The organism is Roseateles sp. GW821-FHT09B06 (assembly GCF_059418245.1).
In genome coordinates, this window is the sequence record NZ_JBWKPM010000032.1 from 1 (window position 1) to 15,071 (window position 15,071).

16 protein-coding genes are annotated in these 15,071 nt (G+C 66.7%); 8 read left to right on the top strand and 8 right to left on the bottom strand.

The features are described 5' to 3' along the window. Positions 1-177 precede the first annotated feature (177 nt). Positions 178-471, top strand: a complete 294-nt coding sequence (locus tag AC07OQ_RS20850) for a CopK family periplasmic copper-binding protein (protein ID WP_495055063.1) — start codon at positions 178-180, stop codon at positions 469-471. 26 nt (positions 472-497) lie between these two features. On the opposite strand, the gene AC07OQ_RS20855 is transcribed toward AC07OQ_RS20850, so the two are convergent. From AC07OQ_RS20855 to rpmH, 6 genes are all read right to left on the bottom strand, one after another. Beyond that, positions 498-1,394, bottom strand: coding sequence for an FAD-binding oxidoreductase (locus tag AC07OQ_RS20855; RefSeq protein ID WP_495055064.1), 897 nt, complete (start codon positions 1,392-1,394; stop codon positions 498-500). 245 nt (positions 1,395-1,639) lie between these two features. After that, the gene (gene mnmE, locus AC07OQ_RS20860) at positions 1,640-3,046 is read right to left on the bottom strand and encodes a tRNA uridine-5-carboxymethylaminomethyl(34) synthesis GTPase MnmE (RefSeq protein ID WP_495055065.1); all 1,407 of its coding nucleotides are present in this window, start codon (positions 3,044-3,046) and stop codon (positions 1,640-1,642) included. A gap of 215 nt (positions 3,047-3,261) precedes the next feature. Beyond that, a complete protein-coding gene (yidC, locus tag AC07OQ_RS20865; protein WP_495055066.1) occupies positions 3,262-4,917 on the bottom strand; it encodes a membrane protein insertase YidC in 1,656 nt (551 codons plus the stop codon). Beyond that, positions 4,914-5,207, bottom strand: a complete 294-nt coding sequence (gene yidD, locus AC07OQ_RS20870; protein ID WP_495055114.1) for a membrane protein insertion efficiency factor YidD — start codon at positions 5,205-5,207, stop codon at positions 4,914-4,916. The genes yidC and yidD overlap by 4 nt, the downstream gene beginning before the upstream one ends. Positions 5,208-5,209: 2 nt before the next feature. Beyond that, positions 5,210-5,728: a ribonuclease P protein component gene (locus AC07OQ_RS20875; RefSeq protein ID WP_495055067.1), complete on the bottom strand. Its 519-nt coding sequence runs from the start codon at positions 5,726-5,728 to the stop codon at positions 5,210-5,212. Between the two features lie 14 nt (positions 5,729-5,742). Next, on the bottom strand, positions 5,743-5,877 hold the full coding sequence (gene rpmH, locus AC07OQ_RS20880; RefSeq protein WP_054021782.1) for a 50S ribosomal protein L34: 135 nt from the start codon (positions 5,875-5,877) through the stop codon (positions 5,743-5,745). A 340-nt stretch (positions 5,878-6,217) separates the two neighbouring features. Here rpmH and dnaA point away from each other — a divergent pair, with 340 nt between their 5' ends. The 5 genes from dnaA (at position 6,218) to AC07OQ_RS20905 (ending at position 12,295) form a co-directional block, all read left to right on the top strand. Then, positions 6,218-7,684, top strand: coding sequence for a chromosomal replication initiator protein DnaA (gene dnaA / locus AC07OQ_RS20885; protein WP_495055068.1), 1,467 nt, complete (start codon positions 6,218-6,220; stop codon positions 7,682-7,684). Positions 7,685-7,795: 111 nt separating this feature from the next. After that, complete coding sequence (dnaN, locus tag AC07OQ_RS20890) at positions 7,796-8,932, top strand: DNA polymerase III subunit beta (RefSeq protein ID WP_495055069.1); 1,137 nt, start codon at positions 7,796-7,798, stop codon at positions 8,930-8,932. 99 nt (positions 8,933-9,031) lie between these two features. Continuing rightward, on the top strand, positions 9,032-11,602 hold the full coding sequence (gene gyrB, locus AC07OQ_RS20895) for a DNA topoisomerase (ATP-hydrolyzing) subunit B (protein WP_495055070.1): 2,571 nt from the start codon (positions 9,032-9,034) through the stop codon (positions 11,600-11,602). 32 nt (positions 11,603-11,634) lie between these two features. Further along, the gene (locus tag AC07OQ_RS20900) at positions 11,635-11,952 is read left to right on the top strand and encodes a nucleotidyltransferase family protein (RefSeq protein WP_495055071.1); all 318 of its coding nucleotides are present in this window, start codon (positions 11,635-11,637) and stop codon (positions 11,950-11,952) included. Then, the gene (locus AC07OQ_RS20905; protein WP_495055072.1) at positions 11,942-12,295 is read left to right on the top strand and encodes a HepT-like ribonuclease domain-containing protein; all 354 of its coding nucleotides are present in this window, start codon (positions 11,942-11,944) and stop codon (positions 12,293-12,295) included. Before AC07OQ_RS20900 ends, AC07OQ_RS20905 begins: the two co-directional genes overlap by 11 nt. A 7-nt stretch (positions 12,296-12,302) precedes the next feature. Here AC07OQ_RS20905 and AC07OQ_RS20910 read toward each other — a convergent pair whose 3' ends face one another. Both AC07OQ_RS20910 and AC07OQ_RS20915 read right to left on the bottom strand, forming a co-directional pair. Beyond that, positions 12,303-12,692: a hypothetical protein gene (locus AC07OQ_RS20910; RefSeq protein WP_495055073.1), complete on the bottom strand. Its 390-nt coding sequence runs from the start codon at positions 12,690-12,692 to the stop codon at positions 12,303-12,305. Positions 12,693-12,719: 27 nt separating this feature from the next. After that, positions 12,720-12,902 carry a type I restriction-modification system subunit M N-terminal domain-containing protein gene (locus AC07OQ_RS20915; protein WP_495055074.1) on the bottom strand — a complete coding sequence of 61 codons (183 nt, stop codon included), beginning with the start codon at positions 12,900-12,902 and terminating at the stop codon, positions 12,720-12,722. Positions 12,903-13,110: 208 nt separating this feature from the next. Between AC07OQ_RS20915 and AC07OQ_RS20920 the strand changes: the two genes are divergently transcribed. Then, the gene (locus tag AC07OQ_RS20920; protein WP_495055075.1) at positions 13,111-13,971 is read left to right on the top strand and encodes a restriction endonuclease; all 861 of its coding nucleotides are present in this window, start codon (positions 13,111-13,113) and stop codon (positions 13,969-13,971) included. Positions 13,972-14,097: 126 nt separating this feature from the next. Then, complete coding sequence (locus AC07OQ_RS20925) at positions 14,098-15,069, top strand: class I SAM-dependent methyltransferase (RefSeq protein ID WP_495055076.1); 972 nt, start codon at positions 14,098-14,100, stop codon at positions 15,067-15,069. The last annotated feature ends 2 nt before the right edge of the window (positions 15,070-15,071 follow it).

Genomic DNA, 15,071 nt, shown 5'->3' on the forward strand with positions numbered 1-15,071 from the left:
GGTTGAGGGTCTCTGCACTATGGCCAGCTCCCTACCTTCTTTGGAGACGGTGTTGCACTTACCTTGCCAAACCGCGAACCGTAATGACGAAGACGGCCGGACGACGGCGGGCCGTGCCTAGAGTCCGGATGTGCTTGCTGCGAGTCGCCGGCGAGACGTTCCCCCAGGAAAGGACCGATGATCATGAAATCCCTCGCCATTGCCTTCGCCATCTCGACCACCGTTGCCGCGGCACCGGCATTCGCAAGCCATGCACTGCAAAACGCCATTCAAGCCAAGGTCGATCTGCCGGCGGGTGCGACCCTCTACATCTTCAACGATGGGAAGATGGCCAAGGAAGACGCCCATGGCCGCGCCGTCATGATCCGCCCGGGCGAGCTCATCACCGCAAGAGACGGCCGTCAGATCACGGCGGTCGGCAATGAAGTGGCCCGCTTGGAGCATCTGCTGCGCGACGGTCATGGCGGCTGACCGGCCGCGCCGTTCCCGTCGTTTGTTCAGATCCTGAAGTCGTCGAGCGATACCTGGGCGTCCGCAACGCCGAGCTTGCGGAGCATCTTGCGCGTGGCGCTCAGCATGGCCGGCGGCCCGCCGAGATAGAACTCGCAGGCCGCCAGGTTGGCATGCGATTCCAGCAACTGCTCGCGCACCGCGTCGTGCGCCAGGGCCCTGGGCAAGCTGTCGCCGGCACCAGCAGGCTCAGCGGCGTCACCCGACAGGACGAGATGCCAGCTGAAATTGCCGAACCGGGCACCCAGGGCCTGCATCTCCTCAACATGGGGCGCATCGGCTTGCGTGCGTGCGCCATGCCAGAAGTGCACGCGTTCGCTGGCGCCAGCTTCAAGCAGCGAACGGATCATCGCGCGCAAGGGCGCCATGCCCGCACCGCCACCGATGAACACTTTTTCGCGATGTCCCAGATGCAGCGCAAACTCACCGAAGGGGCCTGCATACCGAACCCGGTCGCCCGGCTTCAGGCTGTACCTATAGGACGAGCCCTTGCCTGGCGGGTGGTGCGACGCGTCGGCCGGGCCATGGAGGAAGCGCACCAGCAGACTGATGCGCCCGTTGATCTGCTCCACGGGGGCCGACAGCGAATAGGAGCGACGCAATGGCGCAATGTTCATCCGGCTCGATGGCAGGCGCCAGGCCGCCCACGCGGCGCGATGGTCGGCAGGAAGCAGAACGATCTCGCGCAGGGTCGGTGACAGCGCATTCACGCTTTCCACCTGCGCCCCATGCTGGGCCCACAGGTCGACGCCGCCTGGCATCTCGATCTCCAGATCGGATGTCACGGGCAGATTGCAGGCCAGGCGGTGGCCATCCCGCAGCTTGGCCAGCGGCAGCTGGGCGCGGTCCGCGGGCGTGGCCGCCCGTGGGGAAGATCTCGACATACAGCCCGCGCTCATCGGCCAGCGTATAGGGTATAGGCCTTGTCCTTGGGCTTCACGGCCTTCAATGCAATGTCGGCGAGGGCCATGGCTGCCTCGCTGAGTCCAAGTTCTTACTTGGACTCAAGAACCATTGGCTGCCGACGCACATCGTTGGACGACGTCGGACCAGAATTACTCTAAGCCCTTGAATAACCATGGGAAAGTAGGCTTCCCAGGGCCGCCCTGAGATGCCCGTGGACGAGTGCTCACTTGCCGATACAGAAGCTGCTGAAGATCACGCCCAGCAGATCGTCCGCCGAGAAGGCGCCGGTGATCTCGCCCAGGGCGTCGTGGGCCAGGCGCAGCTCCTCGGCAAGCAGATCCAGCGCCGGCGGCTCCTGGGTCGCCACGCCCAAGGCCAGTTCCAGATGCTCGCGGGTGCGCCTCAGGGCCTGCACATGGCGCTCGCGGGCGATGAACAGGCCTTCGGGCGTGGCATGCCAGCCGACCTGCTGCAGCAGGCGCGCGCGCAGCTCGGCCAGGCCGGCGCCGGTCTTGGCCGAGAGCGCGATGGCGTCCGGGGCCAGGTCTTGCGCGGTGCCCGCATCGGCCTTGTTGAAGACCTGCAGGATGCGCTCCGGCGCGATGCCCGCTAGGCGCGCGCGGATCTGCGCATCCTCGGCCTCGTAGTCCGGCTGGCCCAGGCGGGTCAGGTCGTGCAGAAACAGCAGCACGTCGGCCTCGCGAATAGCGTCCCAGCTGCGCGCCACGCCGATGCGCTCGACCTCGTCGCTGGTCTCGCGCAGGCCGGCGGTGTCGCTGATATGCAGGGGCACGCCTTCGATCTGGATGGTCTGGCTGACCTTGTCGCGCGTGGTGCCCGGGATCGGCGTGACGATGGCCAGCTCGGCGCCGGCCAGCGCGTTCAGCAGCGAGCTCTTGCCCACATTGGGCTGGCCCGCCAGCACGACCTTGATGCCCTCGCGCAGCAGCGCGCCCTGCCGGGTGCGGTCCAGCACGGCGGCCAGCCGCGCCTGCAGGCGCGCCAGTTGGCCCAGCGCGTCGGCCTGCTGCAGGAAGTCGATCTCCTCCTCGGGGAAGTCCAGCGTCGCCTCGACCAGCATGCGCAGCTTGATCAGCGCGTCGCGCAACTCGCCCACCTCGCCGGACAATGCGCCCGACAGCGCGCGGCTGGCGCTGCGCGCCGCGGCCTCGGTGCTGGCGTCGATCAGGTCGGCCACGGCCTCGGCCTGGGCCAGGTCCAGCTTGCCGTTCAGGAAGGCGCGCTGGGTGAACTCGCCGGGCTCGGCCAGGCGCATACCGGGCGCACGCGCCCGGCCGGTGCGCTCATCCAGTTCATGGCCGGCCTCCAGGCAGCGCGCCAGCAGCAGCTGCAGCACCACCGGACCGCCATGCGCCTGCAGCTCGAGCACATGCTCGCCGGTATAGGAATGGGGGGCCGGGAAATGCAGGGCCAGGCCTTGGTCGATCGCTTCGCCGCTGGCGGCCTTGAAGGGCAGGTAGCTGGCCTCGCGGGCCTTCAGCGGCCGGCCGCAGACCGCGGCGATCAACGGGGTCAGGTCTTGCTGGGCCGAGACGCGCACGATGCCGACGGCTCCGCGTCCGGGGGCGGTGGCAATGGCAGCGATGGGGTCCTGGTGGCGCGACAGCATGGGCAGGATTCTCGCCGATGCGCCATTCGATGAGTGGCGCGGGGGAGGCCGGAACAGCGCTCTCGTGAGTCCTGCTCGCCAGCCACGTCCACCTTTCCGGCCATGCAGGCCCGGTCGATGGATCACTGCCCCGCATGGCTTGATTAAAGGCGTGGATCGCCCATGAAAAAAGCCCCCATGTAGGGGGCTTCGTGACTTTCTGTCGGAACGGGCGATTACTTCTGCACGCCCATGCGCTTGTTGATCATCCACTGCTGGGCGATCGACAGGATGTTGTTGGTCAACCAGTACAGCACCAGGCCGGCCGGGAAGAAGAAGAACATCACGCTGAAGGCCAGCGGCATGATCCACATCATCTTGGCCTGCACCGGATCGGGCGGGGCCGGATTCAGCCAGACCTGCAGCAGGCTGGTGGCCGTCATCAGCAGCGGCAGGATGAAGTAGGGGTCCTTGGCCGAGAGGTCGATGATCCAGCTGATCCAGGGCGCATGGCGCATCTCGACGCTGGACAGCAGCACCCAGTACAGCGCGATGAAGAAGGGCATCTGCAGGAAGATGGGCAGGCAGCTGCCGATCGGATTGACCTTCTCCTCGCGGTAGATGCGCATCATCTCCTGCTGCATCTGCTGCGGCTTGTCCTTCAGGCGCTCGCGCATTTCCATGATGCGCGGATTCACCGCCTTCATCTTGGCCATGCTGCGGTAGGCGCTGGCGTTCAGCCAGTAGAAGGCGATCTTCAGCAGCACCACCAGGGCGATGATGGCCCAGCCCCAGTTGCCCAGGATCTTGTGCAACTGGTCGAGCAGCCAGAACAGCGGCTTGGAGAGGATGGTGAACCAGCCGTAGTCCTTCACCAGTTCCAGGCCCGGGGCCAGCGCGGCGAGCTTGTTCTCCTCCTGCGGACCGACGAATAGCTGGTCCTCGGCGCTGACGCTGGCGCCCGGGGCGGCTTGGCCCATCGGAAACACCATGCCCACCGAATAGAGGTTGGCGTCGACCTTCTTCGCGTAGAACTCGCGCGGGCTCTGCGCGTTGCGCAGCCAGGCGCTGGCGAAGTAATGCTGGACCATCGCGACCCAGCCGTCGCCGGCGTTCTTCTCGTACTCGGCCTTGCCCTTCTCGATGTCCTTGAAGTCGACCTTGTGGAACTTGCTCTTCTCGGTATAGATCGCGGGGCCGGTGAAGGTCGAGTAGAAGCTCGACTCGCCGGGACCGGCATTGCCGTCGCGCAGCAGCTGCACATAGAGCTGCGGGCTTAGCGGCGCCGCCGAGACGTTCTGCACCTCATGCTTGACCGCGATCGCATAGTCGCCGCGCTTGAAGCTGTAGGTCTTGATCAGCTTCAGGCCGCCCATCTCGGGCGACTCGAAGCGCACCACCAGCTCCTGCGCACCGTCGGCCAGCGTGCGGGCGCCGGGCTGCAGCGCCATATTGCTCAGGTGCGAGGGCGCGCCGGCCACGCCCACCAGGCCGGTCTGGGCCGTGTAGACGCGCTTGGCGCTGCGGTCCAGCACCACCACATGGCCGCTGGGGTCGGTGTCGTCCTTGTGCTGCAGCAGTTCGACGCGCACCAGACTGCCGCCCTGGCTGTCCAGGGTGGCCTTGATGACGTCGGTGCTGATCACCACGCTCTCGCTGGCCACCGGCACCGAGGCCGCGGCGCTCGGCGTGGCGGCGGCGACGGCAGCGGTGCCGGGCAGGGCCGCCGGCGCGGGAACGGCGCCCGGTGCCGAGCCGGCCGCGGCCACCGGCTTGGCCGGCGCGGGGCTGAACATCGAGGGGTGACCGTTGTGCTTTTGCCAGCCGTCCCACAGGAGGACCAGCGACATGGTGAACACCACCCACAGCACGGTGCGGCGTATATCAGTCATGGGGAAGCTTCAGGATTGGAAGAAGAGGGAGATCGCCCGAGCCCGCCGCCGAAACGGCTGAACAGGCGCGGCGGATGGTCCGGCACGGGATCATGCCCGCCCAGGCAGAAGGGGTTGCAGCGCAGGATGCGCGCGGCCGCCAGATAGCTGCCGGCCGCGGCGCCATGGCGCTCGAGCGCCTGCATCGCATAGTTCGAACAGCTGGGCTGGTAGCGGCAGCCCGCCTGCAGCCAATGGCTGAACAGCAGCTGGTAGCCGCGCACCAGACCCTTGAGGAGGCGCTGCGCCAGGCTCATGGCAGGGGCGGCACGGCGTTGGAACGGCCGGGCCGCGGCCGCGCCAGCTTGTCCACCAGCTGCGCCAGCTCGGCGCGCGCAGCCAGGCGCAGCGCGTCGGACGAGGCGCTGGGGAACTGCTTGCGATCGAAGGGCGCGCGCAGGCGCACGACCCAGAGGCCGGGCGGCAAGCCGCCTCCGCTCGCGACTTCCAGGGAAGCGAAAGCGGCGCGGATCTGGCGCTTGAGCAGGGAGCGGGTCACGGCGCGGCGCGCATGGCGCTTGGGCACCACCATGCCCAGCCAGCAGCCCTGCAGCGGCGCCCGATCCGGGGAGGCATCGGACGAGTCATCCACAAGCATGTGGACGACCGGTGCACGGTCTGTTGATAACTCGGGTTGCGCTGTGGATAAGCGTCGACCCGGCAGGCTGGGCGGAGCCGCGACATGGTGAGCGGCGAAATGGGCGCTGCGCGCCCGGCTGGGGGTACCCAGCACGCGCTCAAAGTCGGCCGATCGCTGGATGCGGCCGATCACGTCCGTGTCCCGACTTAGACGGCCAGGCGCTTGCGGCCCTTGGCGCGGCGCGCGGCGATCACGGCGCGGCCGCCGCGGGTCTTCATGCGAACCAGGAAGCCATGGGTACGGGCGCGACGGGTCTTGGAAGCTTGGTAAGTGCGTTTCATGCTGGAACCTCTACAAAGGCGACTGATGCTAGGAGCGCTAACTGCGCCTTGGGGCCGCCAAACAGCCCTCGGTCGGTTAGCTTGGAGGAGATGGGGAGCCATCGCACCGGCCGCAAGCTTCGTGAAATCCACAGAACTCGCCAGCCGGTACCCGCGCGCCACAGCCTCCAGCGCCCGGAAAACCCGCGATTACACCAAAATTTGCCGACCCGGTCAATGCGCTGTGGACAGCAAGTCGGGTTTGCAGGGGATTGACCGGCCCGAAAATTCTGTGGATAACCGGCGGTCTGGCGGCCCCAAGATCCGTACAATCCGGCCGCTCAAGAACAAGTTTTCCACAATGAGCGCTGATCTCTGGCAGCGCGGCTGCGAACGGCTGGCCGCGGAACTGCCCGAACAACAATTCAACACCTGGATCCGCCCCCTGCCCCCGGCCGACGTGGCCGACGGCGGTGCCGACGGCGTGGTGGTGTCGCTGCGCGTGCCGAATCGCTTCAAGCTGGACTGGATCCGCAACCAGTATGCCGGACGCATCGAAACCATCCTGAGCGAACTGGCCGGACGCCCGGCGCGGCTGGAGCTGGCGCTGGCACCGCGCGAGCCGCTGGCGCGCGTGGCCCTGCCGGCCAACCAGCCGGTGGCCGTCGGCCAGGTGCTGCACAACGGGCTGCGGCCCCAGCCCATGGCGGCGCATCCGGCGACGGTCGCGGGCCAGACCGCCGCGCCGGTCATCGTGTCGGCCGCGGTGCAGCCGAGCCCGCCGCCCAATCCTCCGCCCAGCGCGAGCCGCCACCGCATCAACCATGCGCTGACCTTCGACACCCTGGTGCCCGGCCGCGCCAACCAGATGGCGCGCACCGCCGCCCTGCATGTGGCCGGCGCGCCCGGCGCGATGTACAACCCGCTGTTCATCTACGGCGGCGTGGGCCTGGGCAAGACCCACCTGATCCACGCGGTGGGCAATGCCCTGCTGAAGGACAAGCCGGACGCGCGGGTGCTCTACCTGCACGCCGAGCAGTTCATCTCGGACGTGGTGAAGAACTACCAGCGCAAGACCTTCGACGAGCTGAAGGCCAAGTACCACTCGCTGGACCTGCTGCTGATCGACGATGTGCAGTTCTTCGCCGGCAAGGATCGCACCCAGGAGGAGTTCTTCAACGCCTTCGAGGCCCTGTTGGCCAAGCGCGCCCACATCATCATGACCTCGGACACCTATCCGAAGGGCCTGGTGGACATCGACGAGCGCCTGACCAGCCGCTTCGACGCCGGCCTGACGGTGGCGATCGAGCCGCCCGAGCTGGAAATGCGGGTGGCCATCCTGATCAAGAAGGCGGAGGCCGAGGCCGCGCCGATGCCCGAGGACGTGGCCTTCTTTATCGCGAAAAACGTGCGCGCAAACGTGCGCGAGCTGGAAGGCGCGCTGCGCAAGGTGCTGGCCTACAGCCGCTTCTCGCACAAGGAAATCAATATCCAGCTGGCCCGCGAGGCCCTGAAGGACCTGCTGTCGATCCAAAACCGGCAGATCTCGGTGGAGAACATCCAGAAGACCGTGGCCGACTTCTACAAGATCAAGGTCGCCGACATGTACAGCAAGAAGCGTCCGGCCAGCATCGCGCGGCCGCGCCAGATCGCGATGTACCTGGCTAAGGAGCTGACCCAGAAGAGCCTGCCCGAGATCGGCGAGCTGTTCGGCGGGCGCGACCACACGACCGTGCTGCACGCGGTGCGCAAGATCGGCGGCGAGCGCCAGAAGAACACCGAGCTGAACCAGCAGCTGCATGTGCTGGAACAGACCTTGAAGGGATAAGCGGCCCGGGGGCAGGTTTCCCACAGCGGGAAACGACACCTAACTAGGTGAAAATAGGCGGATTGCCCAAAAGGCGGCAGTCCAGCCAAAACCAGTGGAGAGAGGTTGAACATGATTGTGTTGAAAGCCACCCAGGACAAGGTGCTCGCGGCCCTGCAGGCCGTGGCCGGCATCGTCGAGCGCCGCCATACCTTGCCGATCCTGGCGAACGTGCTGATACGCAAGCAGGGCCCGCAGATCGAGCTGACCACCTCCGACCTGGAGATCCAGGTGCGCACCACGGCCGAGCTGGACGGCGACGCCGGCAACTTCACGACCACGGTGGGCGCGCGCAAGCTGATCGACATCCTGCGCTCGATGCCTGCCGACCAGACCGTCAGCCTGACCGCCAACGCCAGCAAGCTGACCCTGCAGGGCGGCAAGAGCCGTTTCACCCTGCAGACCCTGCCGGCCGACGACTTCCCGCTGGTGCAGGAGGCGGCCGACTTCGGCCCGGCCTTCGCCGTGCCGCAGAAGACGCTGAAACACCTGATCAACCAGGTGCACTTCGCGATGGCGGTGCATGACATCCGCTACTACCTGAACGGCATCCTGTTCGTCGCCGAGGGCAAGACCCTCACCTTGGTGGCCACCGACGGCCACCGCCTGGCGCTGGCCCAGGCCACGCTGGAGACCGACATGCCCAAGCAGGAGGTGATCCTGCCGCGCAAGACGGTGCTGGAGCTGATGCGCCTCCTGAAGGACGGCAGTAAAGGTGACAAGGGGGGCGAGGAAGAAGAGCAGCCGATCGAGATGCGCTTCGCCGGCAACCAGGCCAAGTTCACGTTCAGCGGCATGGAGTTCGTCACCAAGCTGGTCGAGGGCAAGTTCCCCGACTACAACCGCGTGATCCCGAAGAACCACAAATTCAACGTCACGCTGGGCCGCCAGCCGCTGCTGGCCAGCCTGCAGCGCGCCGCCATCCTGACCAGCGAGAAGTTCAAGGCCGTGCGCCTCTCCTTCGAGCCGGGCCTCCTGAGCATCGCCTCCAGCAATGCCGAGCAGGAGGAGGCCAAGGAGGAGATCGAGATCGACTACGGCGGCGACCTGATCGAGACCGGCTTCAACGTGACCTACCTGATGGACGCCCTGTCGAACATGAGCCAGGACATGGTCAGCATCGACCTGAACGACAGTGCCGCCAGCGCGCTGATCACGATCCCGGAACAGACCGGCTTCAAGTACGTCGTGATGCCGATGCGGATCTGAGCGACGGTAGACAAGTAAACCTTCAGCGGGCCTCGTGCCCGCTTATGCGCTTTTAAAGGGCCGCAGAAAACGCCGCCCGCCTGTGAGAGAGAGTCCCCGATGAGTGATGTTCCGAGCAACGAAACCAACCCCGAAGGCCTGACGGACAAGCAGCAGGCGGCGGCCCAGGCTGACGTCAGCGCGGGCACCGTGTACGGCGCCGATTCGATCCAGATCCTCGAAGGCCTGGAGGCCGTGCGCAAGCGCCCCGGCATGTATATCGGCGACACCTCCGACGGCACCGGCCTGCACCACCTGGTGTTCGAGGTGGTGGACAACTCGATCGACGAGGCCCTGGCCGGCCATTGCGACGACATCATCGTCACGATCCACACCGACAACTCGATCAGCGTCATCGACAACGGCCGCGGCATCCCCACCGGCGTCAAGATGGACGACAAGCACGAGCCCAAGCGCTCGGCCGCCGAGATCGCGCTGACCGAGCTGCATGCCGGCGGCAAGTTCAACCAGAACAGCTACAAGGTCTCGGGCGGCCTGCACGGCGTGGGCGTCAGCTGCGTCAACGCGCTGTCGAAGAACCTGCGCCTGACCGTGCGCCGCGACGGCAAGATCCACCAGATCGAGTTCAAGAAGGGCGTGCCGCAGGACCGCCTGCTGGAGATGCGCGAGGGCTTCGAAGTGAGCCCGATGAAGATCATCGGCGACACCGACAAGCGCGGCACCGAGGTGCATTTCCTGCCCGACACCGAGATCTTCACGCAGAACAGCGAGTTCCACTACGAGATCCTGGCCAAGCGCCTGCGCGAGCTGAGCTTCCTGAACAACGGCGTCAAGATCCGCCTGGTCGACGAGCGCAACAACAAGGAAGACAACTTCGCCTATGCCGGCGGCGTCAAGGGCTTCGTCGAGTTCATCAACAAGGGCAAGACCACCCTGCACCCGAACATCTTCCATGCCCAGGGCGACAAGCTGAGCGAGCAGGGCACGAACATCGGCGTCGAAGTGGCGATGCAGTGGAACGACGGCTTCAACGAGAACGTCCTCTGCTTCACCAACAACATCCCGCAGCGCGACGGCGGCACCCATCTCACCGGCTTACGCGCGGCCATGACGCGCGTGCTGAACAAGTACATCGTCGACAACGAGCTGGCCAAGAAGGCCAAGGTCGAGGTGGCCGGCGATGACATGCGCGAAGGCCTGGCCTGCGTGGTCAGCGTCAAGGTGCCCGAGCCCAAGTTCAGCTCGCAGACCAAGGACAAGCTGGTCAGCTCCGAGGTGCGCGCGCCGGTGGAAGACATCGTCTCGCGCCTCTTGACCGACTACCTGCTCGAGAACCCGCTGGACGCCAAGACCATCTGCGGCAAGATCCTCGACGCCGCCCGCGCCCGCGAAGCGGCTCGGAAAGCGCGCGAGATGACGCGCCGCAAGGGCGTGCTGGACGGCCTGGGTCTGCCCGGCAAGCTGGCCGACTGCCAGGAGAAGGATCCCGCGCTGTGCGAGATCTACATCGTGGAGGGCGACTCCGCAGGCGGCTCGGCCAAGCAGGGCCGCGACCGGAAGTTCCAGGCCATCCTGCCGCTGCGCGGCAAGATCCTGAACGTCGAGAAGGCGCGCTACGAAAAGCTGCTCACAAGCAATGAAATCCTGACCTTGATCACGGCCCTGGGCACCGGCATCGGCCGCGGCGCCGGCGGCGACGACTTCAACCCCGACAAGCTGCGCTATCACCGCATCATCATCATGACCGACGCGGACGTGGACGGCGCCCACATCCGCACCCTGCTCTTGACCTTCTTCTACCGCCAGATGCCCGAGCTCTGCGAGCGCGGCCATATCTACATCGCGCAGCCGCCGCTCTACAAGGTCAAGGTCGGCAAGCATGAGCAGTACCTGAAGGACGGCAGCGAACTGGACGCCTTCCTCTTGAAGGTGGCGCTGCAGGACGCCGAGCTGCACACCGGCAAGACCGAGGGCGGCAACGGCGAGGGCGCGGTGCTGAAGGGCGAGGCCTTCGAGACCCTGGCCCGCAAGTATGTGCTGGCCGAGAACGTGATCGAGCGCCTCTCCAACTGGATGGACTTCGAGGCCCTGCGCGTGCTGGCCGGCGGCCTGGCGATCAACCTCGACGGCAAGGAGGCCGCCGAGGCCGCCGCGGCCGCGATGCAGGCCGCGCTGCACGACGCCGAGGTGACGAGCGAATACGACGCCCGCACCGACAAGCTGTTCCTGCGCATCAGCCGCCGCCACCACGGCAATGTGCGCTCCAGCATCATCAATGCCGACTTCGTGCATGGCGCCGACTACGAGGTGCTGGCCGAGGCCGGCCGCACCTTCAAGGGCCTGGTGGGCGAAGGCGCGCTGGTCAAGAAGGGCGAGGGCGAGAAGGCCAAGGAAAGCCAGGTCGCCGACTTCCGCGCCGCGATGGCCTGGCTGATGCAGCAGGCCGAGAACTCGGTGGGCCGCCAGCGCTACAAGGGGCTGGGCGAGATGAACCCCGAACAGCTGTGGGAAACCACGATGGACCCCAATGTGCGCCGCCTGCTGCGCGTGCAGATCGAGGACGCGATCGAAGCGGATCGGGTGTTCACGATGCTGATGGGGGATGAGGTGGAGCCGCGGCGGGATTTCATCGAGACCAATGCGCTGCGTGCGGCCAACATTGACGTTTGACGTCGCTGCGCGCCGCAGGTTGAATACGGGGCATGGCTGCCCAGACCTTCATCACCGAACGCCAGGCACAGCTCACCGAGCTGTGCCGCCGCAGCCATGCCCGCCGCCTGCATTTGTTCGGTTCGGCCACGCGGGCCGATTTCCGGCCGACCGACAGCGACCTGGATTTCCTGGTCGAGTTTGACGAAGCGCTGGCACCGGCGGCCTACTCCCAGGCCTTCTTCTCGCTGAAGGCCGGCCTGGAAGCCCTGTTCAGCCGGCCCGTCGACCTGCTGACGCCGGAGGCGCTGCGCAACCCCTATCTGCGCCGGCGCATCGAGGCCGAACAGGTGCCGGTCTATGTCGCCTGACTCGGCCAAGTACCTCTGGGACGCACAGCAGGCCGCCGAGAAGGCTTTGCGCTTTGTGCAGGGCAAGACCTTCGACGACTACTTGGCCGACGAGTTGCTGCGTTCGGCGGTGGAGCGCCAGCTGGAGATCGTCGGCGAAGCCCTGAACCAGTTGCGCAAGGCCGACCCCGCCACCGCCGCGACGATTCCGGATCTGCCGCAGGCCGTGGCCCTGCGCAATGTGCTGATCCATGCCTACGCCACGGTCAATGACAGGCTGGTCTGGGGGGTGGTGGAGCAGCACCTGGCGCCTCTCGGCGGCGCCATCGCCGCACTGCTTGACGCAATGGGCGATAGCGCCTGACGCATCATTATTCGGCGGCCGGCCGGCTTCGCTGCATCAAGGGCGCCGCCTTGTCGCCCACCAGCAGCTCGTAGACGACATCCAGGAACAGGCGTCGCGACTCCTCGTCGCTGAGCAGATGCGTCACGCTCTTCTGATGCGCCGTCACCAGATAGAGCAGATTGGCCTCTTCCAGCTTGGCCAGCCAGTTATCGAAACCGAAGTGGCCGATTATCTGGCCGGCATTGGCCGAGAACTTGGCCAGATCGTCCTCCAGATTGGCGCGGGTGCTGGTCGAGCCCAGCGTGTGGCCAGGTCGAACTTCGAAAGGTTGTATAAAACGGCGCGCCGGCCACCTGCGGCAACGCCATATCCAGGTCGTCCTTGCTGCCTTCAGCGCGGCACGCTGTTTGCGCATGGCGTCGCGGGTGGGCTCCAGCACGCATTACAGCCGACGCAGCACGGTGAAGGGCAGGATGATGCGGCCGTAGAGCGAGGGCTTGAACGGACCGCGCAGGGTATCGGCCGCATTCCGGAGAAATCGGCAAGGTTTTGTTGGTTCATGGACTCGTATCGCAGCATCCGGCAGGGCCGCGCGGCCCCGCCCTGAAACCGCTCGAACACGCATCGAGCCAGCCCATCATGGCGGCCGGCGGCGCCCCGCGCCGCCATGTCTTTCCCTGCCTGGGTGGCGATCATAGAGCTACGGCAGAAGCCGGCCACCCGGGCCCGTGACGCATGCCACATGAGGGCCCCGTCATGTGCGCTCCGCGGCTTGGCGATATCGGCACGCCGCGGCAGGATCATGGCCGCAATATCTTCAGGGAGAGCCGCAAATGGCCAGAAGAAACAAGAAAACCAGTCCCGCCGAGGACTTCATCGATCTCGTGGCGCTTGCCCCCTGGTGGGCGGGCCTCCTGTTGGCGCTGCTGTTCTACCTGTGGCTGCATAGCATCGCCATCCAGCCGCTCACCCTCACCGCAGTGCCCGGCAAGCTGGGCGATGTGGCGGCGCGCAGCATGATTCATGCGCTGGCCGGAGTTGGCCAGTATGTGCTGCCGCTGCTGTGCCTCATCGGTGCCGCTCTCTCGGCCTGGCGCCGCCACCAGCGCCGGGCCTTGCTGCAGCAGGCCACCCGCACCCCTGAAGCCGCCGACGCGATCTCCGGCATGTCCTGGCAGCAGTTCGAACTGCTGGTCGGCGAGTCGTTCCGCCAGCAGGGCTACCGCGTTCTGGAGAACGGCGGCGGCGGCGCGGACGGCGGAGTCGATCTGGTGCTGAGCCGCGGCGGAGAAAAGTTCCTGGTGCAGTGCAAGCAGTGGCGCGCCTACAAGGTCGGCGTCGAGGTGGCACGCGAGCTCTACGGCCTGATGGCTGCCAACGGCGCGGCCGGCGGCTTTGTCGTGACTTCGGGGCGCTTCACGGATGAGGCGACGCGCTTTGCCAGCGGGCGCAACCTGAAGCTGGTGGACGGCCCGCAACTGCAGGCCATGCTGAGGCAGGCACGGGCTGCGAGGTCGGGCGCTCCAGCGGCAGCGGCCCCGCCTCAAGCGGAGGCAGTCACCACGACGCCCGCCTGTCCCAAATGCAGCAAGCCGATGGCGCGGCGCGTGGCCAAGCAGGGCGCCAACGCCGGCAGGTCCTTCTGGGGTTGCACAGCCTATCCGGGCTGTCGGGGAACGCGCGCGATCGATTGAGGCTCTTACGAGAGCATCCCTCGCGGCACCCTTGCCTACACTGCGGGCCGGAGATCGCAAGGCCGAACTGCCTGCCTGTCTTCCTTCTCTCCACCCTCGCCCCTTCCCCTCGGATCCGCCGTACCCATGCAAGCCCTGCTCCACGCCATCGCCACGCTGGACCTCGCCTCCCCACCCGGACAGCAGGACGCCTGCCGCCTCTTCCACGGCCGCGGCGGCCTCTACCCCGGCTGCGAGCAATGGACGCTGGACTTCTACCCGCCGGTCTTCGTGCTGACCTCCTTCCAGCCAGCCGCCGAGGAAGAACTGGCCGCGGTCCACCGGGCGCTGGCGCAGCGCTGGCAGGTCCTGGCCCCCGGGCAGGCGCTGAACTGGGTGTTCCAGTGCCGCCAGGAGGGCGGCCGCAGCGAGACGCGGCTGATGGCCGGCAGCGTGCCGGAGGAGCCGCATGTGGTGAGCGAGCAGGGCGCCCGCTTCAAGGTGCATGTGCTCAAGGGCCAGAACCACGGCCTCTTCCTCGACATGGCCGAGGGCCGGCGCTGGGTGCGCGAGCATGTGAACGCTGCTACCGCTGCCGCTGCCGGGCCGGGCTTCAAGGTGCTGAACCTGTTCGCCTACACCTGCGCCTTCTCGGTGGTGGCGCTGCAGGCCGGCGCCACGCAGGTGCTGAACATGGACATGAGCCCCGGCGCGCTGGCGATCGGGCAGCAGAACCACCGGCTCAACGGCCTAGGCGGAGCCGGGACTGCCAGCTTCATGGCCCATGACGTCTTCAATTCCTGGGGCAAGATAACGCGCCTGGGGCCTTACGAGCTGATCATCCTCGACCCGCCCAGCCATCAGAAGGGCAGCTTCGTGGCCGAGAAGGACTATGCGCGCCTGATGCGCCGGCTGCCGGAGCTGCTGGCCCCGGGCGGGCGGGCGCTGCTGTGCCTGAACACGCCCAAGCTGGGACCGGCCTTCCTGCAGGACCAGATGCGCACCCTGGCGCCCGAACTCGCGTTCGAGCGGCGCCTGCCCAACCCGCCTGCCTTTGCCGATGTGTCGGAGGAGCGCGCGCTCAAGGTGCTGGTCTACTGCGCCCGCCGCTCCGATTGAGG

Coding starts and splice junctions, on each gene's coding strand:
- AC07OQ_RS20920 (WP_495055075.1), top strand. CDS start 13,111: ATGGCCAGAAGAAACAAGAAAACCAGTCCCGCCGAGGACTTCATCGAT.
- dnaA (WP_495055068.1), top strand. CDS start 6,218: ATGAGCGCTGATCTCTGGCAGCGCGGCTGCGAACGGCTGGCCGCGGAA.
- dnaN (WP_495055069.1), top strand. CDS start 7,796: ATGATTGTGTTGAAAGCCACCCAGGACAAGGTGCTCGCGGCCCTGCAG.
- AC07OQ_RS20925 (WP_495055076.1), top strand. CDS start 14,098: ATGCAAGCCCTGCTCCACGCCATCGCCACGCTGGACCTCGCCTCCCCA.
- AC07OQ_RS20905 (WP_495055072.1), top strand. CDS start 11,942: ATGTCGCCTGACTCGGCCAAGTACCTCTGGGACGCACAGCAGGCCGCC.
- gyrB (WP_495055070.1), top strand. CDS start 9,032: ATGAGTGATGTTCCGAGCAACGAAACCAACCCCGAAGGCCTGACGGAC.
- AC07OQ_RS20900 (WP_495055071.1), top strand. CDS start 11,635: ATGGCTGCCCAGACCTTCATCACCGAACGCCAGGCACAGCTCACCGAG.
- AC07OQ_RS20910 (WP_495055073.1), bottom strand. CDS start 12,692: ATGCGCAAACAGCGTGCCGCGCTGAAGGCAGCAAGGACGACCTGGATA.
- AC07OQ_RS20850 (WP_495055063.1), top strand. CDS start 178: ATGATCATGAAATCCCTCGCCATTGCCTTCGCCATCTCGACCACCGTT.
- AC07OQ_RS20855 (WP_495055064.1), bottom strand. CDS start 1,394: ATGTCGAGATCTTCCCCACGGGCGGCCACGCCCGCGGACCGCGCCCAG.
- rpmH (WP_054021782.1), bottom strand. CDS start 5,877: ATGAAACGCACTTACCAAGCTTCCAAGACCCGTCGCGCCCGTACCCAT.
- AC07OQ_RS20915 (WP_495055074.1), bottom strand. CDS start 12,902: ATGCGTGTTCGAGCGGTTTCAGGGCGGGGCCGCGCGGCCCTGCCGGAT.
- yidC (WP_495055066.1), bottom strand. CDS start 4,917: ATGACTGATATACGCCGCACCGTGCTGTGGGTGGTGTTCACCATGTCG.
- mnmE (WP_495055065.1), bottom strand. CDS start 3,046: ATGCTGTCGCGCCACCAGGACCCCATCGCTGCCATTGCCACCGCCCCC.